General features: G+C 67.4%; 20 protein-coding genes. 9 read left to right on the top strand and 11 right to left on the bottom strand.

Translation table 11 applies throughout. The features are described from left to right. Positions 1–4: 4 nt before the first annotated feature. The 5 genes from G3545_RS15560 to G3545_RS15540 all read right to left on the bottom strand — a co-directional run bounded on the left by G3545_RS15560 (position 5) and on the right by G3545_RS15540 (position 8,092). Positions 5–1,612 carry a carboxyl transferase domain-containing protein gene (locus tag G3545_RS15560; protein ID WP_170014121.1) on the bottom strand — a complete coding sequence of 536 codons (1,608 nt, stop codon included), beginning with the start codon at positions 1,610–1,612 and terminating at the stop codon, positions 5–7. Continuing rightward, a complete protein-coding gene (locus G3545_RS15555; protein WP_170018103.1) occupies positions 1,612–2,760 on the bottom strand; it encodes an isovaleryl-CoA dehydrogenase in 1,149 nt (382 codons plus the stop codon). The genes G3545_RS15560 and G3545_RS15555 overlap by 1 nt, the downstream gene beginning before the upstream one ends. A 40-nt stretch (positions 2,761–2,800) precedes the next feature. Beyond that, on the bottom strand, positions 2,801–6,259 hold the full coding sequence (locus G3545_RS15550) for an indolepyruvate ferredoxin oxidoreductase family protein (RefSeq protein ID WP_170014119.1): 3,459 nt from the start codon (positions 6,257–6,259) through the stop codon (positions 2,801–2,803). Between the two features lie 162 nt (positions 6,260–6,421). After that, complete coding sequence (locus G3545_RS15545) at positions 6,422–6,874, bottom strand: Lrp/AsnC family transcriptional regulator (protein WP_170014117.1); 453 nt, start codon at positions 6,872–6,874, stop codon at positions 6,422–6,424. A gap of 150 nt (positions 6,875–7,024) precedes the next feature. Then, complete coding sequence (locus tag G3545_RS15540; RefSeq protein ID WP_246702900.1) at positions 7,025–8,092, bottom strand: tripartite tricarboxylate transporter substrate-binding protein; 1,068 nt, start codon at positions 8,090–8,092, stop codon at positions 7,025–7,027. A gap of 261 nt (positions 8,093–8,353) precedes the next feature. Here G3545_RS15540 and G3545_RS15535 point away from each other — a divergent pair, with 261 nt between their 5' ends. Then, on the top strand, positions 8,354–8,746 hold the full coding sequence (locus tag G3545_RS15535) for a GFA family protein (RefSeq protein ID WP_170014113.1): 393 nt from the start codon (positions 8,354–8,356) through the stop codon (positions 8,744–8,746). A gap of 13 nt (positions 8,747–8,759) precedes the next feature. On the opposite strand, the gene G3545_RS15530 is transcribed toward G3545_RS15535, so the two are convergent. Beyond that, positions 8,760–10,268, bottom strand: a complete 1,509-nt coding sequence (locus G3545_RS15530) for a winged helix-turn-helix domain-containing tetratricopeptide repeat protein (protein WP_170018102.1) — start codon at positions 10,266–10,268, stop codon at positions 8,760–8,762. 137 nt (positions 10,269–10,405) lie between these two features. On the opposite strand from G3545_RS15530, the gene G3545_RS15525 reads away from it, so the two are divergent. The 8 genes from G3545_RS15525 (at position 10,406) to G3545_RS15490 (ending at position 18,530) form a co-directional block, all read left to right on the top strand. Continuing rightward, a complete protein-coding gene (locus G3545_RS15525) occupies positions 10,406–10,663 on the top strand; it encodes a DUF1127 domain-containing protein (protein ID WP_170014111.1) in 258 nt (85 codons plus the stop codon). Between the two features lie 212 nt (positions 10,664–10,875). After that, positions 10,876–11,874 carry a hopanoid-associated sugar epimerase gene (gene hpnA / locus G3545_RS15520; protein WP_246702428.1) on the top strand — a complete coding sequence of 333 codons (999 nt, stop codon included), beginning with the start codon at positions 10,876–10,878 and terminating at the stop codon, positions 11,872–11,874. Then, positions 11,871–12,995 carry a glycosyltransferase gene (locus tag G3545_RS15515; RefSeq protein WP_170014108.1) on the top strand — a complete coding sequence of 375 codons (1,125 nt, stop codon included), beginning with the start codon at positions 11,871–11,873 and terminating at the stop codon, positions 12,993–12,995. The genes hpnA and G3545_RS15515 overlap by 4 nt, the downstream gene beginning before the upstream one ends. Beyond that, positions 12,992–13,879 carry a squalene synthase HpnC gene (hpnC, locus tag G3545_RS15510; protein WP_170014106.1) on the top strand — a complete coding sequence of 296 codons (888 nt, stop codon included), beginning with the start codon at positions 12,992–12,994 and terminating at the stop codon, positions 13,877–13,879. The genes G3545_RS15515 and hpnC overlap by 4 nt, the downstream gene beginning before the upstream one ends. Beyond that, on the top strand, positions 13,830–14,669 hold the full coding sequence (gene hpnD / locus G3545_RS15505) for a presqualene diphosphate synthase HpnD (protein ID WP_170014104.1): 840 nt from the start codon (positions 13,830–13,832) through the stop codon (positions 14,667–14,669). The genes hpnC and hpnD overlap by 50 nt, the downstream gene beginning before the upstream one ends. An 11-nt stretch (positions 14,670–14,680) precedes the next feature. Beyond that, positions 14,681–15,919 carry a hydroxysqualene dehydroxylase HpnE gene (hpnE, locus tag G3545_RS15500; protein WP_246702427.1) on the top strand — a complete coding sequence of 413 codons (1,239 nt, stop codon included), beginning with the start codon at positions 14,681–14,683 and terminating at the stop codon, positions 15,917–15,919. Between the two features lie 8 nt (positions 15,920–15,927). Beyond that, positions 15,928–17,871: a squalene--hopene cyclase gene (shc, locus tag G3545_RS15495; protein ID WP_170014100.1), complete on the top strand. Its 1,944-nt coding sequence runs from the start codon at positions 15,928–15,930 to the stop codon at positions 17,869–17,871. Then, positions 17,868–18,530 (top strand): hypothetical protein, encoded by a 663-nt coding sequence (locus G3545_RS15490; RefSeq protein ID WP_170014098.1) that lies wholly within the window; start codon positions 17,868–17,870, stop codon positions 18,528–18,530. The genes shc and G3545_RS15490 overlap by 4 nt, the downstream gene beginning before the upstream one ends. Positions 18,531–18,546: 16 nt before the next feature. On the opposite strand, the gene hpnH is transcribed toward G3545_RS15490, so the two are convergent. From hpnH to G3545_RS15465, 5 genes are all read right to left on the bottom strand, one after another. Further along, on the bottom strand, positions 18,547–19,692 hold the full coding sequence (gene hpnH / locus G3545_RS15485; RefSeq protein ID WP_170014096.1) for an adenosyl-hopene transferase HpnH: 1,146 nt from the start codon (positions 19,690–19,692) through the stop codon (positions 18,547–18,549). A gap of 4 nt (positions 19,693–19,696) precedes the next feature. Beyond that, positions 19,697–20,698 (bottom strand): 4-hydroxy-3-methylbut-2-enyl diphosphate reductase, encoded by a 1,002-nt coding sequence (gene ispH / locus G3545_RS15480; RefSeq protein WP_170014094.1) that lies wholly within the window; start codon positions 20,696–20,698, stop codon positions 19,697–19,699. Between the two features lie 228 nt (positions 20,699–20,926). After that, entirely contained in the window at positions 20,927–23,524 is a 2,598-nt protein-coding gene (locus tag G3545_RS15475) for an MMPL family transporter (RefSeq protein WP_170014092.1), read from the bottom strand. A gap of 48 nt (positions 23,525–23,572) precedes the next feature. After that, on the bottom strand, positions 23,573–25,489 hold the full coding sequence (gene dxs / locus G3545_RS15470) for a 1-deoxy-D-xylulose-5-phosphate synthase (RefSeq protein ID WP_206151259.1): 1,917 nt from the start codon (positions 25,487–25,489) through the stop codon (positions 23,573–23,575). Continuing rightward, complete coding sequence (locus G3545_RS15465) at positions 25,486–26,553, bottom strand: lysylphosphatidylglycerol synthase domain-containing protein (RefSeq protein ID WP_170014088.1); 1,068 nt, start codon at positions 26,551–26,553, stop codon at positions 25,486–25,488. Before G3545_RS15465 ends, dxs begins: the two co-directional genes overlap by 4 nt. Positions 26,554–26,577 lie beyond the last annotated feature (24 nt).

Raw genomic sequence — 26,577 nt, 5'->3', positions numbered from 1 at the left:
CTCCTCACATCCGGAACACGCCGAAACGGGTCTCGTCGATCGGCGCGCTGAGCGCCGCCGACAGCGACAGGCCGAGCACGTCGCGGGACTTGCGCGGGTCGACGATGCCGTCGTCCCACAGCCGCGCCGAGGCGTAGAGCGGGTGGCTCTGCCGCTCGAACATGTCGAGCGTCGGCCGCTTGAAGGCGGCCTCCTGTTCGGCGCTCCAGCTCTTGCCGTCCCGCTCGAGGCTCTCGCGCCGCACCGTCGCCAGCACGCCCGCCGCCTGCTCGCCGCCCATCACCGAGATGCGGCTGTTTGGCCAGGTCCAGAGGAAGCGGGGCGAATAGGCCCGGCCGCACATGCCGTAATTGCCGGCGCCATAGGAGCCGCCGATCAGCATGGTGACCTTCGGCACCTGCGTGGTGGCGACCGCGGTGACCAGCTTGGCGCCGTGCTTGGCGATGCCTTCGGCCTCGTAGCGCTTGCCGACCATGAAGCCGGTGATGTTCTGCAGGAACACCAGCGGGATCTTGCGCTGCGAGCAGAGCTCGACGAAATGCGTGCCCTTCAGCGCGGCCTCCGAGAACAGCACGCCATTATTGGCGAGGATCCCGACCGGGATGCCGTGGATCTGGGCGAAGCCGCAGACCAGCGTGGTGCCGAAGCGGGCCTTGAACTCGTCGAAGCGCGAGCCGTCGACGATGCGGGCGATGACCTCGCGCACATCATAGGGCGTGCGCGGATCGGCCGGCACGATGCCGAGGATCTCGTCCGGATCGAACAGCGGCGGCTCGCTCGCGCCGAGCGGGAGGTCGACGCGCTTGACCCCGCTGAGGTCGGCCACCGTGCGCCGCGCCAGCGCCAGCGCATGGATGTCGTCGCGGGCGAGATGGTCGGCGACGCCGGATAGCCGGGTATGCACGTCGCCGCCGCCGAGTTCCTCGGCCGAAACCACCTCGCCGGTGGCGGCCTTCACCAAAGGCGGACCGGCGAGGAAGATGGTGCCCTGGTTCTGCACGATGATCGCTTCGTCGCTCATCGCCGGCACATAGGCGCCGCCGGCGGTGCAGGAGCCCATCACCACGGCGATCTGCGCAATGCCCTGCGCCGACATGCGTGCCTGATTGTAGAAGATGCGGCCGAAATGGTCGCGATCGGGAAACACCTCGTCCTGGTTCGGCAGATTGGCGCCCCCGGAATCCACCAGATAGATGCAGGGCAGCCGGTTCTCCGCGGCGATCTCCTGGGCGCGCAGATGCTTCTTCACGGTGATCGGGAAATAGGTGCCACCCTTCACCGTGGCGTCGTTGCAGACGATCATGCACTCGCGGCCCGACACCCGGCCGACGCCGGCGATCAATCCCGCGGCAGGCGTCGCGCCATCATTGAGGCCATGGCCGGCGGTGAGGCCGATTTCGAGAAAGGGCGAGCCAGGATCGAGCAGGCGGGCGACACGCTCGCGCGGCAGGATCTTGCCGCGGCCGACATGGCGCCGGCGCGCCTCCTCGCCGCCGCCGCCATGGGCGGTCTGCACCGCGGCCTCGACCACCGCCATGCTGGCGAGCATGGCTTTCCGATTGGTCTCATAGGCGGCACTGCGGGCGACGACGTTCGAGGCGAGGACCGCCATCAAAGGCTCTCCTGGAACATCTCGCGGCCGATCAGCATGCGCCGGATCTCCGAGGTGCCGGCGCCGATCTCATAGAGCTTGGCGTCGCGCAGCAGGCGCCCGGTGGGAAAATCGTTGATGTAGCCATTGCCGCCGAGCGCCTGGATGGCCTGCAGCGCAACCTGCGTCGCCTGTTCGGCGGCGTAGAGGATGCACCCGGCGGCGTCCTTGCGCGTGGTCTCGCCGCGGTCGCACGCTGCCGCCACGGCATAGACATAGGCGCGCGACGTGTTGAGCGCGACATACATGTCGGCGAGCTTGCCCTGCATCAGCTGGAAGGTGCCGATCGGCTCGCCGAACTGGCGCCGGTCGTGCACATAGGGCACCACCACGTCGAGGCAGGCCGCCATGATGCCGACCGGGCCGGCGGCGAGCACGACGCGCTCAATGTCGAGCCCCGACATCAGCACGCCGACGCCGCGTCCCACCGCGCCGAGCACATTTTCGGCAGGCACCTCGCAATCGGCGAACACCAGTTCGCAGGTGTTGGAGCCGCGCATGCCGAGCTTGTCGAGCTTCTGCGCGGTGGAGAAGCCCTTGAAGCCCTTCTCGATCAGGAAGGCGGTGATGCCGCGCGAGCCGGCTTCCGGGTCGGTCTTGGCATAGACCACCAGCACGTCGGCATCCGGGCCGTTGGTGGTCCACATTTTGTTGCCGTTCAGCACATAGATGTCGCCACGGTGCTCGGCGCGCAGCTTCATCGACACCACGTCCGATCCGGCACCGGGCTCCGACATCGCAAGCGCGCCGACATGCTCGCCCGACATCAGCTTCGGCAGATATTTCCGCTGCTGCGCGGCCGTGCCGTTGCGGCGGATCTGGTTCACGCAGAGATTGGAATGGGCGCCGTAGGAGAGCGCGACCGCGGCGGAGGCTCGGCTCATCTCCTCGATGGCCACGCAATGGGCCAGATAGCCCATGCCGGCCCCGCCGAGCTCTTCGGGAACGGTGATGCCGAGCAGGCCGAGCTGGCCCATCTCACGCCAGAGATGGTGCGGAAAGGCATTGGTCCGGTCCACCTCGCTGGCAATCGGCGCGATCCGCTCCTGCGCAAAGCGCCGCACGCTGTCGCGCAGCGCATCGATGTCCTCGCCGAGTCCGAAGCTCATCTCGGCCGCGTACATGTTCGTCCTCCCCGGTTCGGCGTGCTTATGCCGCCGCTTTTGGTTCTTGCGTCGCCTGCATCTCGAAGGCGGCCAGCAATTCGGGCTCGCGGGCCTTGGCCGTCAGCATGGCCGCGTGCTTCACCGGCCCATAGCCGCGTATGTCGCCATAAAGCGCCAGCAGATCGGCCGCCGCGGGTTCCGACGCCGCGGTTAGCTCGCCAAGGACCCGTTCCACCAGCATGACATAATCGGCGATCAGTGCACGCTCCGCGCGACGCTCAGTGGTCCGGCCGAACGGATCCCACGGTGTGCCGCGCAGCCACTTCATGCGGGCGAGCAGGCGGAACGCCGGCATCATCCACGGCCCGAAGCGACGCTTCTTCGGCCGTCCGATCGCGTCCTTGCCCGGGAGCATGGGCGGGGCGAGGTGGAAGGCGATCGAATAGTCGCCGTCGAACTGCCGCTCGAGCTGGGCCTTGAAGGCGGGATCGGCGAACAGTCGCGCCACCTCGTACTCGTCCTTGTAGGCCAGCAGGCGCGCATGGACATGGGCCACGGTGCGCGCCAGGCGCTCGCCGAGACCAAGTGCCTCGGCGCGTTGCCGGACCCGCGCCACCAGCGCGAGGTAGCGCGCGGCAAGGTTTTCGTCCTGATAGGCCGCCAGATGCGCCGCGCGGTGGGCGATCAGTTCGTCGAGGCTCATCTCCTCGAGCGTCGTCTGCATCGGAGCGGAGGTGAGCAGCGGCGTGACGCAGGCCGGATCGGCCGCCAGCAGCCGGCCCCAGTCGAACGCAGCGCGGTTGGCGTCGACCGCGACGCTGTTGAGCGAAATCGCGTGATCGATCGCTTCGCGCGACAGCGGGATCAGGCCCTTCTGCCAGGCAAAGCCGGTCATCATGATGTTGGTGGCTATGGCATCGCCGCAGACCGCCTCGGCGACGGCAGTGAAGTCGATGAAGTGGGAATTGGCGGCGACGGCGCGGCGCACTGTCCGTTCGACCGACTTCGCCTTGAAGTCGAAGTCGCGCTGCCGCACGAAATCAGCGACCGGGATGGTGTGGGTGCTGACGACGCCGACGGTGCGCTTCGGTTCGCACAGGGTGACGGCGTCCTTCGAGGCAGCGACGACGTCGTCGGCAGCGATGATGAGGTCGGCGCCACCGGTCATGATGCGGGGCGAGGTGACATCCTCGTGCCGCAGGCCGATCCGGATGTGGCTCATCACCGCCCCGCCCTTCTGGGCCAGGCCCGCCATGTCCAGCACCATCGGCGCCTTGCCGTCGATATGCGCCGCCATGCCGAGAATGGCGCCAATGGTCAGGATACCGGTGCCACCGACCCCGGCAATGGCGATGTTCCACGGATGCGGGCCGAGCGAGGGCAGGGTCGGCTCGGGCAGGCCGGACACGTCGGGCGCGGTCGCGGCGCGCTTGCGCGGCTTGCCGCCCTCCACCGTGACGAAGGAGGGGCAGAAGCCCTTGAGGCAGGAATAGTCCGTGTTGCAGCTCGACTGGTTAATCCGCCGCTTGCGGCCGAAGGCGGTCTCCAGCGGCTCGACCGAAACGCAGTTGGACTGCACCGAACAATCGCCGCAGCCCTCGCACACCGCCGGGTTGATGTAGACCCGCTTTGCCGGCTCCTCCATCAGCTTGCGGGCGCGCCGCCGGCGCTTCTCGGCCGCGCAGGTCTGCACATAGACGATGGCGGAGCAGCCGGGCGTCTCGCGCAGCTCCCGCATCACCGTGTCGATCTCGTCGCGGTGGCGGACGATGACGCCGGGCGCAAGCTCGGGCGCCACATAAGCTTCGGGGGCATCCGACAGCAAATAGATCGGGCTGACTTCCTCGGCATGCAGCTGATGGGTGACGAGCTGCGGGGTGAGATGCCCGTCGACCTGCTGGCCGCCGGTCATGGCCACCGCATCATTGTAGAGCAGCTTGTAGGTGACGTTCACCTTGGCGGCGACGGACTGGCGGATGGCCAGGATGCCGGAATGGAAATAGGTGCCGTCGCCGAGATTGACGAAGATGTGCTTCTCGTCGGTGAAGGGGGCGATGCCGGTCCATGGCACGCCTTCCGCACCCATATGGCTGAAGGTCTCGGTGTTCCGATCCATCCACTGGACCATGTAGTGGCAGCCTATGCCGGCCAGCGCCCGGCTGCCTTCCGGCACCCGGGTCGAGGTGTTGTGCGGACACCCCGAGCAGAAATAGGGCACCCGGATCAGCGGCGCGACGTGGCCCCCGACCATCTCGTTGCGCCCGGTGACATAGGCGAGCTCGTCCTCGATCTTGCGCTTGAGGCCCTTGTCGAAGTCGAAGCGCAGCACCCTCGCGGCGATGGCGCGGGTGACGGTGCCCACCGTGAGCGCCTCCGACAGCGGCAGGAACGGGCGGTCGCGATCGTCGAACTTGCCGATGATGCGCGGGCGCACATCGGCGCGCCAGTTGAAGAGCTGCTGCTTGATCTGGTTTTCTATGATCTCGCGCCGCTCCTCGACGACAAGCACCTCTTCCAGCCCCTCGGAGAAGTGCCGCACCGCCTCGGGCTCCAGCGGCCAGGGCATCCGCACTTTGAGGATGCGCAGGCCGATCTCGCGCATCTCCTCCGGCCCGATCGACAGCTCCTTCAGCGCCTGCAGCACGTCCTCATAGGCCTTGCCCGAGGCGATGATGCCGATGCGGGCACGCGGCACATCGAACGTCACTTCGTCGACATGGTTGGCGCGGGCGAAGGCGACCGCGGCATAGCCCTTGTGGGCCTGCAGCCGCTCGTCCTGCACCAGCGGCGGATCGGGCCAGCGCAGATTGAGCCCGCCGGGCGGCAGCTCGAAATCGGCCGGCAGGGCGAAGCGGCGCTGTTCGCCGTCGAGCGAGACCGAGGCGGTGGTCTCGACCGTGTCGGAAATGAACTTCATCCCGACCCAGCAGCCCGAATAGCGCGACATGGCGATGCCGAGCAGGCCGTACTCGACGAATTCATGGATCGAAGAGGGATAGAGCACCGGCATCAAGGCCGACATGAAGGCATGGTCGGATTGATGCGGGATCGAGGACGACTTGCAGGAATGATCGTCGCCGGCGAGGCAGAGCACGCCGCCTAGGCGCGACGAGCCGGCCGCATTGCCGTGCTTCAGCACATCGCCCGAACGGTCGACGCCTGGACCCTTGCCGTACCAGATGCCCACGACGCCGTCCCTGCGGGCGCCGGGAGAGAGATGCAACTGCTGCGAACCCCAGACCGCGGTCGCCGCCAAGTCCTCGTTGAGGCCGGGCCGGAACACCACGCCATGCGCGTCGAGATGCTTGCGGGCGGCCGCGAGCTGCTGGTCGTAGCCGCCGAGCGGGGAACCGCGATAGCCGGAGATGAAGACGCCGGTGTTCAGTCCGGCCGCACGGTCGCGGCGCATCTGCACCAGAGGCAGGCGGACCAGAGCCTGCGTGCCAGACAGGAAGACCCGGCCCTGTTCAGCCAGATACTTGTCGTCGAGCGTCAGCAACACGGCAGCCCCCTTATGAGTCGGGACCCAAGTGCGTATGCCGATAGTGCAGCCTGGGACGTGGACTGGGGTCCCTTTCTCGGGCTCCGCGGAGGGGCTTGCGAGGATGGCGTCCTAATAACAACGCTCGAATGAGGAATTCGGTCCGCTTTTTCGTCGGGACCGCTAGATGGGAAGCTCCGAGGTGTTTTTCAGCTCATCCAGCGCGAAGCTGGAATTGACGAAACCGACGCCGGGCAGGTGCAGGAGCGAGCGCTTCAATATCTCCTCATACTCGCGCACGCTCTTGGCCAGGATACGCAGCACATAGTCGTGGTCGCCGGTCATCGAATAGCACTGCACCGCCTCCGGCATGGCGCGGACCGCCTTCTCGAAGGCGAGCAGCGTCTCTTCGTCATGCTGTTTCAGCCGGATGAAGCAGAACACCGAGACATCGAAGCCGAGCGCCCGCGCATCGAGGCGGATGGTCCGGCCCATGATGACGCCGTCGCGCTCCATCTCCTTGATGCGACGCCAACAGGGCGTATGGCTGAGCCCGACGCGCTCGCCGATCTCGGCGACCGTCAGATCCGGCTGCTTCTGAAGAATCCGCAGGATCTTCAGGCTCATCTCGTCCATGACGACCCCGCCGCTCCTCGCCGACGCGCTCAATGCCGTCGGCGAATCTGCTGGAAGCCGAGTCTCTCGCGCTTCGGTCAAGCCATCAAGGCCGCCACGCGCCGCCGCCGATGTCACCCGAACGGCCGGCACCGGGGACGATATCCCGCGCTACTGCACAAATGATTCATGAAGCAGATCAAGATATTCCTTGGGAGCGGTATCCGCCGCGGCCTTGATGAGATCGGCGACCTCCTGGCCCGGGAGCGGTTCGACCGGCCGGTTCAACTGCCTGGACTCGGCCAGGAACGCCGCGCTCGCCATCGTCCTGTCGAAGGCGTTGCGCAGGCACGCCAGGCGGTCTTCGGGAAGCTTCGGCGGGGCGGCGAGCGCGCGGCCCGCGGCGATCACATCGGCCTGCACCTTGATCAGCGGCAGGAACTTGGCGTCGACGACCTCGGAAAGCGGCTTGAGCTCCGGCCGGCCGGGAACGCTTTCGGTGCCGAACACCAGGATCATCCGCCCGGTGTGCGCCTTCTCCGCCGCATCGGCGGCGCTGAGCGAGGAAGCAAAGAGATCGAGCTCGCCGCGACCCAGCGAGGCATAGACCTCGGGGGCACCGCTGAAGCCGGTGATCAAATCGGCATTGGTCTCGAGGAAGGTCGCGAGCAGGCGCGCGCTGACATACTGCGGCGAGCCGAGCCCGGTGGAGCCGATACGCACTTTGCGCTGGGTCCCGATGGCCTTTATGTCGGCCAGGCTCTGGATCTTGCTGTCCGGCCCGGTCGCGATCACGTCCGGTTCCCCTGAGACCCGCCCGATCCAGGAGAACTCCTTGGTCTTGAAGGCAACGCCGGCGGCACCACCGAACTCGGCGGCCACCATGCCGCTGACGGCGATAAGTTGGATGCGCAGGCCGTCGGGCTTCGCGCTCCAGGTCTGGTTGGTGGCAAGCAGGCCGCCTGCGCCAGCCTGATTGCGCACGATCATGTTCGCCGCGCCAAGCTCGCCGCCCATGAACTTCGCCACCATGCGTCCATAGACGTCGAAGCCGCCGCCGGGAGAGAACGGAATGACCAGCTCGACGGTCTTGCCTTTGAAGAAATCGCAGGCCCCGGCCGCTCGGGCGGCGTCGGGCCCGACGGCCACAATGGCGAGAGGTGCCATCAGCGACAGCACGAGCGTGCGGAGCATCCGGCCGAGCCGGGGAGTTTTCATTTCTTGAAAGGAACTCAACATGTCCAATTTCTTCTCCCGCTTAATAATTCCTGGAAGGATTATGGCATTTCGGCATTATTGCGTGTGCAGCTAACGCTACAAATTGATAATAGTACTAGATTATTCGTTTTTGATTATATATCCTGTTCATTGCGTCCGTTGATCGTGAAGCCGATACCAATGGTTGCTTCGTTTGCTGCGCCCAATTCCCCACTGCCTTGGGTCATGACAGTGCTGTTCGCTGTAACCATCCCGGCCGCTCGACTTTAGAGGAGACGCAGCATGGATCGCTTCACCGGCGGTTGCCTCTGCGGCAACGTCCGCATTGCGGCGTCGGGACACCCATACCGGGTCGGCCTTTGTCACTGTCTCGACTGCCGCAAGCATCATGGGGCGCTTTTTCACGCTTCCGCGGTGTTCCCCCAGGATGCGGTGACGATCGATGGGGAGACACGCGACTACGCCGGGCGGTTTTTCTGTCCCCGCTGCGGCTCGCCCGTTTTCGCACGCCTGGCAGACGAGATCGAAGTGAACCTGGGATCCCTGGATATCCCTGACCAGCTGATGCCGACCTACGAAAGCTGGATCATCCGTCGCGAGTCCTGGTTGCCGCCGTTTCCGCTGACCAGACGATACGAGCGTGATCGTGACGCCACCACGCGCTTTGAGGAATAGGTACCCGGATCCTTCACTCCGGAAGGCCGGCCTTGCGGTAGCCTTCAACGAAATGCTCAAGCGTCGCAGCGTCGCGGAATGGCTCCGTCTCGGCCCAGTGGCGGGTTGTGAAATGCGGGTTGCCGACGAGGAACAGTTCGGCCTCTGCCCGCGCCTCGTCGAGCCGGCCCAGCTGGGCAAGGCTTGCCGCCAGGAAGCGGCGTGAGCTCGTACGATAAGTCTCGTCCCTGCGCAGCGTTTCGACGGCGGCTTGGTAGTCGCCGGCCGCATATTGCGCCTGGCCGAGCGTCAGATAGTACCAGCTCGCCGGAAACGGGTTCAGCCGGAACGCCTTGCGGATATGCTCAAGGCCCTCCTCGACCCGCCCGGCCAGGACCGCGATGTCGGATAATGCCGCCCAGGCGTCGGCCTCGTTCGGGTCGAGCTCGATCGCCCTGGCGAATTCCGCATCCGCCTCGGTGAAGCTGCGCTCATAGGCAAGCAGGTAAGCCAGGACCCAATGACAGCCCGCATTGTCGGGATCGATCGCTACAGCCTCGCGTGCCAGTTCCAGGGCAACGCCACGAGACGATTCAGTTGGTCCGCCGGAATGCACCCATCCCATCCAGTGGTTCATGGCGAGCCAGCGATAGGCCTCGGCGTATTCCGGATCGAGGATGACCGCGCGCGTGAGCATCAGGTGCGCTTCCTGCGCCATCTGCGGTGAATCATCCATCAGCTTGCGTGCCCGCACGCAAAGATCGTGGGCCTCGGGATTGCTGGGCCGATTGCGCGGCGGCGGCGCGCGCAGCCGGCCGAGCAGCGCTTCCACGATCTTGGCCGTCACCTCGTCCTGAACGGCAAAGATATCTTCCACGCTGCGATCGAAGCGTTCCGCCCAGAGATGATCGCCACTCGCCGCGTCGACCAGCTGGGCATTGATGCGCACGCGTCCCGCGGCGTGTCGGGCGCTGCCCTCCAGCAAATAGCGCACGCCAAGGTCCTGTGCGATCTCGCGCACGTCCATCGCCTTTCCTTTGTAGGCAAAGGCCGAGTTGCGGGCGATGACGAACAGGCCGGGGATCCTGGACAGGTCGGTGATCAGGTCCTCGGTCATCCCATCCGCGAAGGATTCCTGCTCGGGATCGTTGCTCACATTCACGAAGGGCAGCACGGCTATCGATGGCTTGTCGGGCAGCGGCAAAGTTTTTCGCTTCGCGCCGCCGAGCTGTTCGATGGCTCCCGTGAAGCGGTAGCCGACGCGCGGAACCGTGGAGATCCATTCGCCGCCGTCGGCGGCCGGACCAAGCAGCTTCCGCAGCTGCGCGATCTGGACGGTGAGGTTGCCTTCCTCGACGGCCGTGCCCGGCCACGCCGCGTCCATCAACTCGGCCTTGCCCAGGATTTCGCCGGGCCGTCCGACCAGCGCCGCAAGCAGCTTCAGGCCGCGATAGCCAACGGCAACGGGGTCATGGTTCCGAAGGAGCGTTCCCGCACCCGGATCGAGCACGAACGGACCAAATGCAAAGCGCGATCCCTGCATACGGCGCATCTATAGCCCGTTTGGAACTTTTGAGAACTATTTGGGAGAGCTTAATTACGACGCTGTCCGTATCCCGCACACTTCATCCTCTTTCAGGTCAAGGGCCCACCGGACCCTCGAACCAGATGGAGGTTGCCATGAAGGATACTTCCACCCTTGCATCGGCCCCGCACCACGCAGCGCGGCCGGGAACGCCCGTCGGGCAGGCGGAGGCGTCGCGTCGGCACGACAGCCTGGCGACCCTGCGAAGCATTGTCGCGACCTGGCGCTGGCGGATACGCTTTCGCCGGGAACTTGAGCTGAAGTCGCTGGCCAGTCCCCATTTGCTCGACGACATCGGCGTGACGAGACGGCAGGTCGAGGCAGAGATCGCCAAGCCCTTCTGGCAACGCTAAGGCGGACGCTGCAAAGACACAGCGTCGGCGGTATCTGCACAAGGTGCGCGCGCGATGCCCGGTCGCAATTCGTGTATCCCCGGGCTATCAGGTCTCGCAAGGCCGGCTAGTCGCGTGCGTACCCGCTTTTCGGCTGGTGCCTGCACACCGCGGTCCGGGCCCGTTGTGTCGGGCCCGTTCTGGCCATAGTCTGCCGATGGAGGATTGTCAGGGTGGGTACGCGATCGGATGTCACCTTGGTGACGGGCGCGACCGGCTTTGTGGGTTCGGCCGTGGTACAGGCGTTGGGCGCAGCAGGGCGGCCGATGCGTGCGTTCGTCCGCAATCGCAATGGTTCGGCGGGAATTGCGCATGCATACGAGCTGTTCGAAGGCGACCTGCGCGATGCCGCCAGCGTCCGGCGGGCGATGGAGGGCGTCCGCCATGTCTTCCACGTCGCGGCCGACTACCGGCTTTGGGCGCGCGATCCCGAAGAGATCGTCCGCAATAATCGCGAGAGCACGCGCAACGTGATGGAAGCGGCGCTTGCCGCCGGCGTCGAGCGGATCGTCTACACCAGCAGCGTCGCCACGCTGCTGCCCGATCCCACTGGTGCCGCAGATGAGACCCGCCCGGCCAGCGAGACCACGGTGATCGGCGCCTACAAGCGCAGCAAGGTGGTGGCCGAGCGGCTGGTCGAGGCGATGGTGGCGGAGAGGGGGCTTCCCGCGGTGATCGTCAATCCCTCGACACCGATCGGCCCGCGCGATCCACGGCCGACGCCGACCGGCCGGATCGTCGTCGAGGCCGCCAATGGCAGGATGCCGGCCTATCTGGACAGCGGCCTCAATCTGGTCCACGTCGACGACGTCGCGGCGGGCCATCTGGCTGCGCTCGAGAAAGGGCGGATCGGCGAACGCTATGTGCTGGGAGGGCAGGACGTGAGCTTGGCCGAGATGCTGCGCGAAATTGCAGCGCTGGTCGGTCGCCGCCCGCCGACGCTGGCCCTGCCGCGCGCGCCGTTATTTCCGCTTGCCTGGGCCAATGAGCAGGTCGCGCGCGTCACCGGGCGCGAGCCGTTCCTTACGCTTGACGGGCTGCGCATGTCGAAGCACCGGATGTTCTACAGTTCGGCCAAGGCGGAGCGCGATCTGGGCTACCGTGCGCGGCCTTATGCCGAGGGGCTTGCCGACGCGATTGCCTGGTTCCGCGGTGCGGGGATGGTGCGTTGATCGGCATTGCGATCGGTATCGCCGCACTGGCGATCTGGTGCGGGCTGCTGGCCGCGAATGGCGGCTTCTGGCTGGCGCGCGAGCGCGACACCGCCCCGCTGCCGGCACTTGCCGCCTGGCCCGAGGTGGTGGCGGTGGTGCCTGCGCGCGATGAAGCCGACGTGATCGCTGACTCCATCGGCAGCCTGGCCGCACAGGACTATCCGGGGCCGTTCCGCATCGTGCTGGTCGACGACGGTAGCAGCGACGGCACTGCTGAGCTGGCGCGCAGGGCTGGCGGCGCGCGGCTGACGGTGTCCACCGGCGCGCCGCTCCCGCCCGGCTGGACCGGCAAGCTCTGGGCGGTTTGCCAGGGCGTCACCGCCGCCGGCGTGCCGCGTTACCTGTGGCTGACCGATGCCGACATCGTCCATGCGCCGGAGACCTTGCGCTCGCTGGTGGCGCGGGCGGAGCCGAACGGGCTGGCGCTCGTCTCGCTGATGGCGAAGCTGCGCTGTGCGACGCTTGCCGAGCGCGCGCTGGTGCCGGCCTTCGTGTTCTTCTTCCAGATGCTCTATCCGTTCGGCCGGGTGAATCGGTCCGGCCGTACCGCCGCGGCGGCGGGAGGCTGCATGCTGGTGCGGCGGGACGCGCTCGAGCGTACCGGCGGCATCGCCGCGATTCGCGACGCGCTGATCGACGACTGTGCATTGGGGGCGCGGCTCAAGCAGCAGGGGCCGATCTGGCTCGGCCTCACCAACCGCTCGCAGAGCATTCGCGCCTATGATGATTGGGGCTCGATCGCCGACATGATCGCGCGTTCCGCCTATGCCCAGCTCGGCTACAATCCGCTGGCGCTGCTCGGCACGCTGCTCGGCCTCGCTCTGGTCTATGCCGCGCCGCCCTTGCTCGCCCTGTTCGGCCACGGTCTCGCGCAAGGGCTCGGCCTTGCCGCATGGCTCATGATGGCGATCTCGTTCCAGCCGATGCTGCATTTCTATCGCCGCTCGCCGCTATGGGGCATGGCGCTTCCGCTCATCGCCGCCTTCTATGCCGGCTGCACTTTCCTCTCGGCGCTACGGCACTGGCAGGGACGCGGCGGCATGTGGAAGGGGCGCGTCCAGGCGGCGGCAGGCCGATGAACGCCCGCGCCGCCGACTTCGCCTCGGGCAAGGGGCATCGCGACGAGAATTTCCCGGTCGCCAGCTGGCTGCTTGCGCCGGCCCATCGCGCGCCGATCATGGCCTTCTATCGCTTCGCCCGCGCTGCCGACGATATTGGCGACCACCCGACCGCCAGCGCCGAGGACAGGCTGGCGGGGCTGGCGGCGATGCGGGCCGGGCTGGGCGGCACAGGGGCAACGGAAGCCGAGGCGCTGCGCGAGGTGATGGCGGCGCATGGCATCGACCCGGTGCATGCCCACGAATTGCTCGATGCCTTCGAACAGGATGTGCGGGTCAGCCGCTATGACAATTGGCAGGGCCTGATGGCCTATTGCCGGCTGTCGGCGGCGCCGGTCGGGCGCTTCGTGCTCGACGTGCATGGCGAGGACCGCGCATGCTGGCCGGCGTCCGACGCGCTGTGCGCGGCGTTGCAGGTGATCAACCATTTACAGGATTGCGGCAAGGATTACCGGGCGATCGATCGCGTCTATCTGCCGCTCGATCTTGTTGCCGCGAACAACGCGCGCATCGAGGATCTCGGCGCGGCCGCGGCGACGCCGGAGCTGCGTGCGACGATCGCGGCGCTGGCGGCGCGGACGCAGGGATTGCTCGCCGCGAGTGCGCCGTTCGCGTCCATGATCCGGAGCCGACGGCTGGGGATGGAAGTGGCGGTGATCCAGCGGCTCGCCGAGAGCCTGGTCGAGCGGCTGCTCGTCCATGATCCATTGAGGGAACGCGTACATCATCGCAAGGCCGAGGCTGGTCTGCTGGCGCTGGGCGCGGCAGCGCGGCGCTGGCTCGCGGGAGGACCGAATGAGTGCCGAAATGTCCCTGGCGACCGTGCACGCGCGCGTCCGCGGTAGCTCCTTCTATGCCGGCATGCGCGTCCTGCCGCTGGCCGAGCGGGAGGCGATGTATGCGATCTACGCGTTCTGCCGCGAGGTCGACGACATCGCCGACAATGAAGAAGGGACGCGCGAGGAGCGCGCGGCCGCGCTCGAAACCTGGCGTGCCGATATCAACTCGCTCTATGCCGGCGGAGAACCGGGGCAGGCTGCGCTGGTCGCTGAGGCGGTGCGGCACTTCGGGCTGGAACGCGCCGACTTCCATGAAGTGATCAATGGCATGGCGATGGACGTGGCGGGCGACATACGCTGGCCCCCTGCCGCGGAACTCGACCTCTATTGCGATCGCGTCGCCTCTGCGGTCGGCCGGCTGTCGGTGAAGGTCTTCGGCATGGAGGACGCGCCGGGTAAGGCGCTGGCGCATCATCTCGGCCGCGCGCTGCAACTCACCAATATCCTGCGCGACATCGACGAGGATGCCGCGATCGGCCGCGTCTATCTGCCGGCGGAAGGGCTGGCGGCCGCGGGGATCGAGCCGGCCACGCCGGCGCAGGTTATCGCCGACCCGCGCATCGATGGCGTCGCGCGCGGCCTTGCCCGGCAGGCGCAGGCCCATTTCGTGGAGGCGCGGGCGATCCTGGCAGGGCGGCCGCGTGGCCATCTGATCGCGGCGCAGCTGATGGCGGCGGCCTATTCCCGCCTGCTCGGCGAGATGATCAAGGCCGGATGGGTGCCGCCGCGCCGGCGGCTGAAGGTCTCCAAGCCGCGGCTGCTGCTGACCGTCCTGTGGCTGCTGGTGGCGCGTTGAGCTTCCGGCATGTGACAGTCGCGGGGGCCGGCCTCGCCGGCCTGTCGGCCGCGGTGGCGCTGCGCTCCGCAGGGCTGGAGGTCGCGATCGCCGATTCCGCGGCGCAGGCGGGCGGACGCTGCCGCTCCTACGACGACCCGCAGATCGGCCGTACCATCGACAATGGCAACCATCTGGTCCTGTCGGGGAACCAGGCGGTTGCGCGCTTCCGTGCCGCGATCGGCGCGAGCGTGCCGCTGGCGGGGCCTGAGCACGCCGACTTCGCCTTCCTCGATCTCGCCGACCGCACGCGCTGGACCGTGCGCATCAATGACGGCCCGCTTCCCTGGTGGATCGCCGCGCCTTCGCGCCGCGTGCCCGGCAGCACGCTCGCCGACTATCTGCCGCTGGTCGCGCTGCTCCGCGGCGGCGAGGGGCGGCTCGACGCCCGCATCGCGACGCGCGGGCCGGTCTGGGAGAAGCTGCTCGCGCCGGTGCTGCTCGCTGCGCTCAACACCGCGCCGGGCGAGGGGTCCGCCCGGCTTACCGCGGCAGTGCTGCGCGAGACGATTGCCAAGGGTGGGAGGGCGATGCGCCCGCTCATCGCGCATCCCACGCTATCGGCCGCCTTCATCGATCCCGCGGTGGACTGGCTCGCCCGGCACGACAGCCCGCTCGCGCTTGGCCGGCGGCTGCGGGCCATCGGGTTCGAGGGTGATCGGGTGGCGAGCCTCGATTGGGGTGCCGGGCCGGTGCCGGTTGGCCCGGACGCGGCCGTGGTGCTTGCGGTGCCGCCCTCGGTGGCGGCCAGCCTGGTGCCCGGCCTCGTGGTGCCCGATGCGTTCCGCACCATCGTCAACGCCCATTTCGACTTCGCGCCGCCCGCCGGGACGCCGCCGATGCTCGGCCTCATCAACGCCACCGCGGAATGGATCTTCGCCTTTCACGACCGGCTTTCGGTGACGGTGAGCGCCGCCGACCGCCTGCTCGACACCGACCGCGAAACGCTGGCGCGGACGTTCTGGGCTGATATCTGTTCCGCGCTCGGCATCACCGCGCCGCTGCCGCGCTGGCAGATCGTCCGGGAGAAGCGCGCGACCTTCGCCGCGACGCCCGAGCAGGATGCCAGGCGCCCGCCCGCGCGCACGCAATGGCGCAATCTGTTCCTCGCCGGCGACTGGATCAACACCGGCCTGCCGGCGACGATCGAAGGTGCGCTGCGCTCCGGTGAAGCCGCAGCAGGCTTGGCATTGGCCCACGGATCGGCATAAGGGCAGTCATGTTCGACACTCTCGCCGCCGCACCGTCGCTCGATACCGTCGACCGCGCCGTTGATCGCGCCGCCGAGGCCTTGGCGGCGGCACAACGCCCGGACGGGCATTGGGTATTCGAGCTGGAGGCGGACTGCACCATCCCCTCCGAGTACATCCTGCTCCGCTATTATCTCGCTGAGCCGGTCGATGCGGTGCTTGAGGCCAAGATCGGCCGCTATCTGCGCCGCATCCAGTCCGGCGCGCATGACGGCTGGCCGCTCTATCATGACGGCGCCTTCGACATCAGCGCGAGCGTGAAGGCCTATTACGCGCTCAAGATGATCGGCGACGACATCGACGCACCGCACATGGCGCGCGCCCGCGCGGCGATCCGGGCGAAGGGCGGCGCCGAGGCGGTCAATGTCTTCACCCGCATCCAGCTTGCCTTGTTCGGTGCCGGCTCGTGGCAGGTGGTGCCGACCATGCCGCCCGAGCTGATCCTGCTGCCGCGCTGGTTCCCGATCCATCTGTCGAAGATGAGCTATTGGGCACGCACGGTGGTGGTGCCGCTGCTGGTGCTCGGCGCACTCCAGCCGCTCGCGCGCAACCCGCGCGGCATCAAGGTGGACGAGCTCTATACCGGCCGCGCCGCGCGCCGCACCTCGCAGGCGGCGGATCCGAAATGGATCTGGACCAAGGGCTTCAACGGGCTCGACTGGCTGCTCAAGGCCGGCAACGGGCTATGGCCGAAAAAGCTGCGCGCGCGGGCGATCCAGGCCTGTGCCGACTGGGTGGTCGAGCGGATCAACGGCGTCGACGGGCTCGGTGCGATCTATCCGGCGATGGCGAACAGCGTGATGATGTTCGACTGCCTGGGCTATGCCGAGGACCATCCGGCGCGCGCCGCCGCGCGGCAATCGGTCGAGCGGCTGCTGGTGGTCGGCGCCGAGGAAGCCTATTGCCAGCCCTGCGTCTCGCCGATCTGGGACACCGTGCTCGCCGCGCATGCGATGATGGAGGCGGGCGGCGACGCCAATGAAGCGCGTGCCGATGCCGCGCTCGCGTGGCTGGAGCCGCGGCAGGTGCTCGACGTCGCGGGTGACTGGGCGCAGGAGCGGCCCGGCGTACGTCCGGGCGGCTGGGCCTTCCAGTACAATAACGACCATTATCCCGACCTCGACGACACTGCGGTGGTGGTGATGGCGATGGACCGGGCGAGGCATCGCACCGGCGGTTACAGCGAGGCGATCGATCGCGGCGTCGAATGGACAGCCGGCCTGCAGAGCAAGGATGGCGGCTGGGGCGCGTTCGACGCCGACAATGCCTACCACTATCTCAACAACCTGCCCTTCGCCGATCATGGCGCGCTGCTCGATCCGCCGACCGCCGATGTGACGGCGCGCGCGGTCTCGATGCTCGCGCAATTGGGCGAACGCGAGGGGCCGCGGATGCAGGCGGCGCTCGCCTGGCTGGAGCGCGCGCAGGAGCCGGAGGGCAGCTGGTTCGGCCGCTGGGGCGTGAATTATGTCTATGGCACCTGGTCCGTGCTGTGCGCGCTCAACGCGGCGGGCCTGCCGCCGAGCCATCCGATGGTGGCGCGCGCCGTTGCCTGGCTCAGCGCGATCCAGAACCCCGATGGGGGGTGGGGCGAGAGCTGCGACAGCTATGCGCTCACCCGCACCGGCCATGTTCCCGCGCCGTCGACCGCCTCGCAGACCGGCTGGGCGCTGCTGGGGCTGATGGCGGCAGGTGGGGTGGATGCGCCCGCGGTCGAGCGCGGCGTCGCCTGGCTCGCGGCCAACCAGGAGGCGGACGGCCTCTGGGGCCAGGAGATGTACACCGGGGGCGGCTTCCCGCGCGTCTTCTATCTGCGCTACCACGGCTATACGAAATACTTCCCGCTCTGGGCGCTGGCGCGCTACCGCAACCTGAAGCGCTCCAACCACGCGGTGGTGGAGCACGGGATGTGAGCCGGATCCTCGTCGCCACCGGCACGAAGCAGGAAGCCGCGACGCTGCGGTCCCCGGCGCTGGTGGTGATCGCAGGGGGCGGTGATGCGGGGGGCCTGCGTGCGAAGCTGGGGGCGGCGGCCGGCGGGGCGGCGGGCATCATCAGCTTCGGTATGGCCGGTGCGCTGGCCGATGGCCTCGCGATCGGCGACTGGGTCGTGGGCGACCGGCTGACCGGTGCTGCCGAGCGGGGCTGCGATCCGGCCTGGCGCGATGCGTTGCTGGCGAGGCTTCCGGGCGCCCGCGCCGGTATTGCCTATGCCGACGGGCGGATGATCGACACGGTCGCCGGGAAGCGCGTGCTGGCGGCGCGGCACCATGCCCTTGCCGTAGACATGGAAAGCCATGTCGCCGCTGCCGTTGCCGCCGCGAATGGCCTGCCCTTCGCGATCGCGCGCTGCATTTCCGACGGGCCCGACCACGCCTTGCCGCATGCGATCACGGTGGCGATGCGCCCCGATGGCGGCCTCGCCTTGCCCGCGATGCTGCGCTCGCTCGCAGGGCGCCCCGGCCAGATCGTGGATATCGCGCGGACCACCGTCGGCTTTGCCAAGGCAATGCGCGAATTGAAACGCGGCGCCGCCCGGCTCGGACCGCGGATGGCGCTCGAGGGCAGGTGAGCGCTATACCTGAGCCCTACGCCGCGCGCTCGGTCCGTTTCGCCCCCTTGGGGTTCTCCGCGATGATGCGCGCCAGCTCACGCTCGACGTGGGTCGAATAGACGTTCTCCGCCGGCCGCTGGTTGCTCAGGTCGATGTCCGGCGCCATCTCGCCTTCGGTGCGCACGCCCTTGCGCGCCACGCTGAACATCTTGAGCGGATGGCGGATCGCATCGGTCGCCGCCGTGCCCTCGAAGCCGCAATGGACCATGCAGTTGGCGCACTTCTCGTACTTGCCGACGCCGTACTGTTCCCAGTCGGTGCCTTCCATCAGCTCCTTGAAGGTCGAGACATAGCCTTCGCCGACGAGATAGCAGGGCTTCTGCCAGCCGAACACGGTGCGCAGCGGCATCGACCACGGCGTGCACTCATAGGTCTGGTTGCCGGCAAGGAAGTCGAGGAACAGCGGCGAGTTCGTGAAGTCCCAGGCCTTGCCGTCGTCGCCGCGCTTGAACACTTCGCGGAAGAAGTTCTTGGTGCGCTGGCGATTGAGGAAATGCTCCTGGTCGGGAGCGCGCTCATAGGCATAGCCCGGCGAGACCGTGATCTCGACGCCCTGCGCCTTCATCACGTCGAAGAAGGCGGCGAGCCGGTCGGGGCTCGCTCCGTCGAACACCGTGCAGTTGATCTGTACGCGGAAGCCCTTGGACTGTGCGAGCTGGATCGCCTCGACCGCGACTTCATAGGTGCCCTTCTGGTCGACGGCATGGTCGTGCATGGCCTTGTCGCCATCGAGATGGATCGACCAGGTGAAGTAGGGCGAGGGCTTGTAGTCGTTGATCTTCTTCTTGAGCAGCAGCGCATTGGTGCAGAGGATCACGAGCTTCTTCTTCTCGAGATAGCCCTGCACGATCTTCGGCATGTCCCGGTGCAGCAGCGGCTCGCCGCCGGCGATCGAGACCGCGGGCGCACCGCATTCGTCGATCGCGTCCATGCACTGCTGGTAGCTCAGCCGCTGGTTCAGGATCGGATCGGGATAATCGATCTTGCCGCAGCCGGGGCACGCGAGATTGCAGCGCAGCAGCGGCTCGAGCATCAGCACCAGCGGATAACGTCCGCCCTTCAGGTGCTGGAGAACCGTGTAGGTAGCGATACGCAGCATGGGAGCGACGGGAAGTGCCATGCAATCAGGTCCTTTGCGCGGCAAGGGGGGCAGCAAGAGGGAACGCCTCTTCGTGCCGCAATTCGGGGGGCTGGCTGAACTCGATATTCTCTTCGACGCCATCGAGCTGCGTCACTTCGATGCTGCGGAGACGGCCGAGCGCGGCAATCACGCTCTCGACCAGCGCGTCGGGCGCCGAGGCGCCGGCGGTGATGCCCACCGTCTTCACATCGGTCAGCCAGGCCGGATCGACGCCGCTGCCATCGTCGACGAGATAGCTCGGCACGCCCATCTCGACGCCGATCTCGCGAAGCCGGTTGGAGTTCGAACTGTTGCGGGCGCCCACCACGATCAGCAGATCGCAGTGCGGGGCGAGCTCGCGCACCGCGGTCTGGCGGTTTTGCGTCGCGTAGCAGATTTCGGAGACGTCCGGCCCAACCATGTCGCTGAACCGTTCGGCGAGGGCGGCGATGATGGCGCGCGTATCATCGACGCTCAGCGTCGTCTGGGTGATATAGGCGATCGGCGTATTGGTCGCGAGCGGAAGCGCGGCGACGTCGGCGACGGTCGAGACCAGATGGATCGGCCCATCGACCTGGCCCATCGTGCCGATGACTTCGGGATGGCCTTCATGCCCGATCAGCACCAGCGTGCGCCCTGATTTGGCGTAGCGCCGGCCCTGGACATGGACCTTGGTGACCAGCGGGCACGTGGCGTCGATCACCGGGAGCTCACGGTCGCGCGCCTCGTCCTGGACGGAGCGGGCCACGCCGTGCGCGCTGAAGATGGTCAGCGCACCGGTCGGGATCTCGGAAAGTTCCTCGACGAAGACCGCACCCTTTTTCCGCAAGCGCTCCACGACATGGCGGTTGTGAACGATCTCATGCCGGACATAGACAGGCGCCTGCGCCCGCTCCAGCGCGCGCTCGACGACCTCGATCGCGCGGACCACGCCGGCACAGAATCCCCGCGGCTTGGCGAGAATAATTCGAAGAGCAGTCCGCGGCTCATGCTCCGTCTGCACCATCCGGCGCGCCTTTCGCGGTTGTTCCGGGCAAGCTTTGATCAACACAATGTAGGACATCAGGGGTTCAAGCGCAAAATCCGGGATTTTAATTTCGAACGATAATTAAGAAGTGTAACCCGAATGACGCCGCGGTCATATTGACGTTAGGTCATGAAGCTCGGCTCGTCTCGCGCCCGAAAACTGCGGAGACCCTCGATATCCGGCAGCAGGTCGCGCGTGAAATCGTCATTACACGCGAGCCTGCTGCCGCGGCCGCGGCGGGCCAAGCAGGGCTGGCTCGAAGATCAGCGCGCAGATCAGCGTCCAGACCAGCGAGATCATCAGGATCTTGCCCATGCTGGCCGTGCCGGGATGGTGCGACAGCCACAGGCTGCCGAACGCCGTGCCGGTGGCAAGCGCGCTGAACAGCACCGCGCGGGCCAGACTCGATTGCAGCAGATTGGTCGCGCCGGCGCGCCAGGCCATCACGAAATAGATGTGAAACGCGACACCGACGCCGAACAGCAGCGGAAAAGCGATGATGTTGGCGAAGTTGATCGGCTGGCCGATCAGCACGCAGGTTCCCAGCGTGAGGAAGATCGACAGGATCACCGGCGCCAGCGTGAACGCGACCTCGCGCAGGTCGCGCAGCACGGCGATCAGCAGCAGGCTGACCAGCACGAAGGCGATCACGCCCGCCTGGACAAAGGCCCCGGCGATTGTCGATGCGGCGGCCTGGGTCACGACGGGCAGGCCCGATATTGCCGGGGTCACCTCGACGACGGCGTCGCGGAAGCGGCGCAGGATGCTGTTGTCGTCGGCCTCGCCCGAAGGGAACACCTCCAGGCGGTAGCGGCCGTCGGGCGTGCGCCAATCGCGGGTCAATTCGGCGGGCAGGGTGTCGAGCGTGACCGGCTGCGCCTGCATTGCCGCGCGCAGTTGCCCGAGCATCATGTCGAGTGGCTGGCTGAGCATGGCATTGAGCGCCGTGCGCTGCGCCGGCGTGCCCTGTGCGAGGCGCTGCAGCGCCGCCGACAGCTGTTGTGCGGTCTCGGCGCCGGGGCCGGGATGTGCCGCCGCGGCGCTGGCGAGCTTCGGAGCGAGGGCCGCGAGCGACTGCACCAGCGTTGCGTCGTCGGGGGTCGGCGTGCCCACGCGATCGGCGGCGAGATCGAGCAGTTTCGAGGCGTCGCCGATCGCGGCGAGCTTCGGCGCCTGATCCTCGGGCACGAAACTTTCGAGCCAGACGACTTGCCGCACGTCCGGCAGCGCCGAGAGGCGGCTTGCGAGCTGCTCCGCTGCGGTGCGGTTCGGCGCCAGCACGCTGATCGTGTTCGGCGTGCGATCGCGGTCGCGGGTGAGATCGGTCAGCGTGCGCATCGCCGGGCCATCGGCATTGCGCATATGCAGCGGGTTGAAGTCGAACACGACCCAGGGCAGCAGCGCGATGCTGGCGGCCATCGACACCCCGAAGGCCCAGAGCACGGCCTTGCGCCGGGTGACCAGCAGCCGGTCGACCGGGGCCAGTTCGGCAAAGCCCACTTCCCCGCGCGGCGCGCCGGGATTGAACAATGTCACCAGCGCCGGCAGCACCGTCACGCTGAAGGCAAGCGCGACCACCATGCCGATGCCGGAGATCACGCCCAGTTCGGCAATGCCGACATAGGCGGTGGGCAGGAACGCGCCGAAGCCGAGGAAGATTGCGGCCGCCGCCAGTGACAGCGGCGCGGCAAGCGCTGTGGCGGCGCGGTGCAGCGCGTCCGGCGTCGATGCCCCCTCGGCGCGCTCGGCACCGAAGCGGACGCAGATCTGGATACCGAAATCGACGCCCAGCCCGACGAACAGCGGGATGAACGCGATCGAGATGAGATTGAGCGATCCGACCGCCAGCAGCCCGATCGCCAGGGTGGTGATCAGCCCCAGTATGATCGTCACGAGGATCGCGCCGACCTGTCGCACCGATCGCGTCGCCAGCCACAATATGAGGAGCATGGCGCCCAGCATCACCATCGCGACCAGTCCGATATTCTCCTCGAGCGAGGCAAACTCCTCGTCGGACAGCGGCACGTCACCGGTGAGCCGCACCGAGACGCCATTCGCCGCGTCGAGCCCGAGCTTCACCGCGGCGGCCTGTACGGCCTCGCTTGCCGCCGCGCCGGGCGTGATCGAATCGAACTCCAGCACCGGGCGGGCGAGGATCAGCCGCCGTGTCGGCGGGTCGAGCGCCGAGGCGTCGCTGGCGAACAGCCATTGCCAGGAGAAGAATCCCGGCTTGCCGGCGAGCGCCTGGTCTGTCGCTTCGGTCAGCGCGCCCATCGGCTTGTCGATGTCGGCGAGCTTCACGAAGCCCATATCGACGCCGTCGAGCATGGTCGAGAACAGGGTGGCGATGCCGCGCAGTGTCGGGTCCGCGGCAAGCGGCGTCAGCAAGGGCTGCGCCTCGGTCAGCGCCTCCGTCGCGGTCTTCACCTCGGCCGTGGAGCCGAACAACAGGCCCTGGCGGGCGAAGAATTCGCCGCCGTCCGGACGGCGGACGGAACGGAAATGGGCCGGGTCGGCATTCATCGCTTCGGCAAGGCGCGCGGCGCCGTCTTCCGCCAGTTCGGGCGTGGCGCCGTCGACGACCACCACCATGGAATCGCGCAGTTGCGGAAAGGCATCGTCGAACGCGCTCTCGCGCATGCGCCACTCGACATCGGGCGAGATCAATGCCGCCGTGTCGGTGGACATGTCGAAATGACCGGCGACATGGAACAGCGCTGCTATGGTGACCGCGAGCGCCGCCACCAGCGTCATCCAGGGATGGCGGGTGGTCCACGCGACGGTGCGGGGAATGAACTGCCTCATATGCCCTCGGTGTGCCTCCGGGCTGGATGCGTCGGGGCGCGCCAAGGACTAGACCGCACTGACATCATTGTAGCGCAGCGCCTTGAGCACACTGTCGACGATGTGCTCGGCATCGAGCCCGGCCTGGGTATATTGGAGCTCCGGCTTGTCCTGGTCCTGGAACAGGTCGGGCAGGCGCATGGTCCTGAGCTTGAGCCCGGCGTCGATCAGCCCGGTGTCGCTGGCGAGCGTAAGGACATGTGCGCCGAAGCCGCCAATGGCGCCTTCCTCGATGGTGATGGCCACTTCGTGCGTGGTCAGCAGCCGTCGGGTCAGCTCTTCGTCGAGCGGCTTGGCGAAGCGCATATCGGCGACGGTGGTCGAAAGCCCCCTGGCGTCGAGTTCGTCGGCCGCCTTGAGCGCTTCGGCCAGCCGCGTGCCGAGCGACAGGATCGCGACCTTGCGCCCGGTGCGCAGGACCCGGCCCTTTCCGATCTCGAGCCGCTCCGGCACCTTCGGCAGCGGCACGCCCACGCCGCGGCCGCGCGGATAGCGCACCGCGATCGGGCCGTCGTCGTGCAGCGCCGCCGTGTGCGTCATGTGCACCAACTCGGCTTCGTCGGCCGCCGCCATCACCACGAAATTGGGCAGGGTCGCGAGATAGGTCACATCGAAGCTGCCGGCATGGGTTGCACCATCGGCGCCGACAAGGCCGGCGCGGTCGATGGCGAAACGCACCGGCAGGTTCTGGATGGCCACATCGTGCACCACCTGGTCATAGGCACGCTGCAGGAAGGTCGAGTAGATCGCGCAAAACGGCCGCATGCCCTGTGCGGCGAGCCCTGCGGCGAACGTCACCGCATGCTGCTCGGCAATGCCGACATCGAAGAAGCGCTCGGGATGGACCTTGGCGAATCGGTCGAGCCCGGTACCCGACGGCATGGCGGCGGTGATGGCGACGATGGTGGGATCGCGCGTCGCGTCCCGGATCAACTGGTCGGCGAAGACATTCTGATAGGCCGGCGGTCCCGGCGGCACATTCGCCTGAATGCCGGTGATGACGTCGAACTTCTGCACGCCGTGATATTTGTCCGCGGCATTCTCGGCAGGCGCATAGCCCTTGCCCTTCCTGGTCACGACATGGACCAGGATCGGACCTTCCTCCGCGTCGCGGACATTCTCCAGGATCGGGATCAGATGGTCGAGATTATGCCCGTCCACCGGCCCCACATAATAGAAGCCCAGTTCCTCGAACAAGGTACCGCCGGTCGCCATGCCGCGCGCGAACTCCTCGGCCTTGCCGGCGGCCGCGCTCAGGCGGCGCGACACTTTCTTGGTCAGGCGTTTGGCCAGATTGCGAAAGCCCAGATACTCCGAGGACGAGATCAGCCGTGCGAGATGGGCTGAGAGCCCGCCCACCGGCGGGGCGATCGACATGTCGTTGTCGTTGAGGATCACCACCAGCCGGTTACCGGCGGTGCTGGCATTGTTCATCGCCTCATAGGCCATGCCGGCGCTCATGGCGCCGTCGCCGATCACCGCGATCGCCTTGCGGGGGGTGTCGGAGAGCTTGCTGGCAACGGCAAAGCCCAGCGCCGCTGAGATCGAGGTCGACGAGTGTGCCGCGCCGAACGGGTCATACTCGCTCTCGCCGCGCTTGGTGAAGCCCGAAAGCCCGCCGCCCTGGCGCAGCGTGCGGATGCGATCGCGGCGGCCGGTCAGGATCTTGTGCGGATAGACCTGGTGCCCGACATCCCAGATCAAGCGGTCATGCGGCGTCTCGAACACGTAATGGAGCGCCACGGTCAGCTCGACCACGCCCAGTCCCGAACCCAGATGGCCGCCGGTCACTCCGACCGCCGAAATGGTCTCCGCACGCAGTTCGTCAGCCAGCTGGCGCAACTGCTCGGGCTGCAGCCTGCGAAGCGCATCAGGCATGCCTACGGTGTCGAGCAACGGCGTCTGTGGAGGCTCGTTTGACGTCACTTGCGTTCCTCGCCCTTGGTACGAGCTTGTTCTGCAATGGGTTTTACGGCGCAATTTTGGCGCAGCCAACGCTGGGCCGGGCTCGATCGGGTCGCGCTGAGCGCGCGCGCCTCGCTGGCCTGCCACGCGACCAGTGCCGGAATCCCGATCGCGAGGTCGCGCGCGCGCTTGGCGAGCGACAAGGCAAGGGCCTCTTCGGCAGGCAGGCCGAGCAGCGGCCCGAGCAGGACATAGGCGACTTCCTGAACGCCGATCGCGCCCGGCAGCGCGAAGGCGACGCTGCGCAGCACGAAGATCAGGCTCTCCATCACCAGCACCGTGACGAGCGGCAGTTTCACGCCCATCAGCTCCAGCGCGATCCAGGCACCCGCCGCGGATGCGACCCAGGCGGCGAGATTGAAGGCGAGCGCAAGAGCGACCCGCGTGGGCTGCGCATAGATCCGCGCCAGCTCGGCGCGCGCATCCGCGATGCCCCCGCTCACGGCCGGAAGCATGCGCTCGAGCAGGACTTCCGCGACGCGCAGCATGCGGCTCTGCGCGAGGAAGAAGGCGGCCATCAGCCCGGTCATCACCAGAGTACCGATGATGATCGGCGTCATCAGCGTGTCCGGATCTGTCCCGCCCGAGCGCAGCACGACGAAGCCGGCAATGCCGAACAGGGTGAAGACGACCTGGGCTGCCATCTCGGTGGCAAGATCGACCAGGACGGACGCATTAACCAACGGTGCAGAAATACGCCGTGCGATCAGCAGGCGGATCCCGATCACCAGCCCGCCGACCTGCGAAAACGGCAGGACGTCGGCCGCAGCTTCGCGCACCAGCCGCGCCCAGCCGAACAGCAGGAAGGTGGCGCGAATGCCGAGCGGCGGGGCGGCACTGGCCCAAGCGCCGCCGAGCAGCGCGACGGTGCCGAGCGAATAGGCGCAATAAGCGAGAAACCCGCCGACGCCGAAGCGGCCGATGATCTCGAGCACCTTGTCCATGCCGGTCGCGCTCAGCATGAAGCCCGCGACCACGAGCCCGCCGATGGTGGCCAGCAATAGCCAGAATCGTCCCCCGCTCATCAGGCGACGGCCTCCTTCACAGGC

The sequence above is a fragment of the Starkeya sp. ORNL1 genome (assembly GCF_012971745.1).
Lineage (GTDB): Bacteria > Pseudomonadota > Alphaproteobacteria > Rhizobiales > Xanthobacteraceae > Ancylobacter.
This window is presented reverse-complemented; position numbering and strand designations above follow the sequence as displayed.

Excerpts from the sequence above, each read along its gene's own strand:
- G3545_RS15560 (WP_170014121.1), bottom strand. The coding sequence starts at position 1,612 with ATGGCGGTCCTCGCCTCGAACGTCGTCGCCCGCAGTGCCGCCTATGAG.
- G3545_RS15555 (WP_170018103.1), bottom strand. The coding sequence starts at position 2,760 with ATGAGCTTCGGACTCGGCGAGGACATCGATGCGCTGCGCGACAGCGTG.
- G3545_RS15545 (WP_170014117.1), bottom strand. The coding sequence starts at position 6,874 with ATGGACGAGATGAGCCTGAAGATCCTGCGGATTCTTCAGAAGCAGCCG.
- G3545_RS15540 (WP_246702900.1), bottom strand. The coding sequence starts at position 8,092 with ATGTTGAGTTCCTTTCAAGAAATGAAAACTCCCCGGCTCGGCCGGATG.
- G3545_RS15535 (WP_170014113.1), top strand. The coding sequence starts at position 8,354 with ATGGATCGCTTCACCGGCGGTTGCCTCTGCGGCAACGTCCGCATTGCG.
- G3545_RS15530 (WP_170018102.1), bottom strand. The coding sequence starts at position 10,268 with ATGCAGGGATCGCGCTTTGCATTTGGTCCGTTCGTGCTCGATCCGGGT.
- G3545_RS15525 (WP_170014111.1), top strand. The coding sequence starts at position 10,406 with ATGAAGGATACTTCCACCCTTGCATCGGCCCCGCACCACGCAGCGCGG.
- hpnC (WP_170014106.1), top strand. The coding sequence starts at position 12,992 with ATGAACGCCCGCGCCGCCGACTTCGCCTCGGGCAAGGGGCATCGCGAC.
- hpnD (WP_170014104.1), top strand. The coding sequence starts at position 13,830 with ATGAGTGCCGAAATGTCCCTGGCGACCGTGCACGCGCGCGTCCGCGGT.
- shc (WP_170014100.1), top strand. The coding sequence starts at position 15,928 with ATGTTCGACACTCTCGCCGCCGCACCGTCGCTCGATACCGTCGACCGC.
- hpnH (WP_170014096.1), bottom strand. The coding sequence starts at position 19,692 with ATGGCACTTCCCGTCGCTCCCATGCTGCGTATCGCTACCTACACGGTT.
- ispH (WP_170014094.1), bottom strand. The coding sequence starts at position 20,698 with ATGGTGCAGACGGAGCATGAGCCGCGGACTGCTCTTCGAATTATTCTC.
- G3545_RS15475 (WP_170014092.1), bottom strand. The coding sequence starts at position 23,524 with ATGAGGCAGTTCATTCCCCGCACCGTCGCGTGGACCACCCGCCATCCC.
- G3545_RS15465 (WP_170014088.1), bottom strand. The coding sequence starts at position 26,553 with ATGAGCGGGGGACGATTCTGGCTATTGCTGGCCACCATCGGCGGGCTC.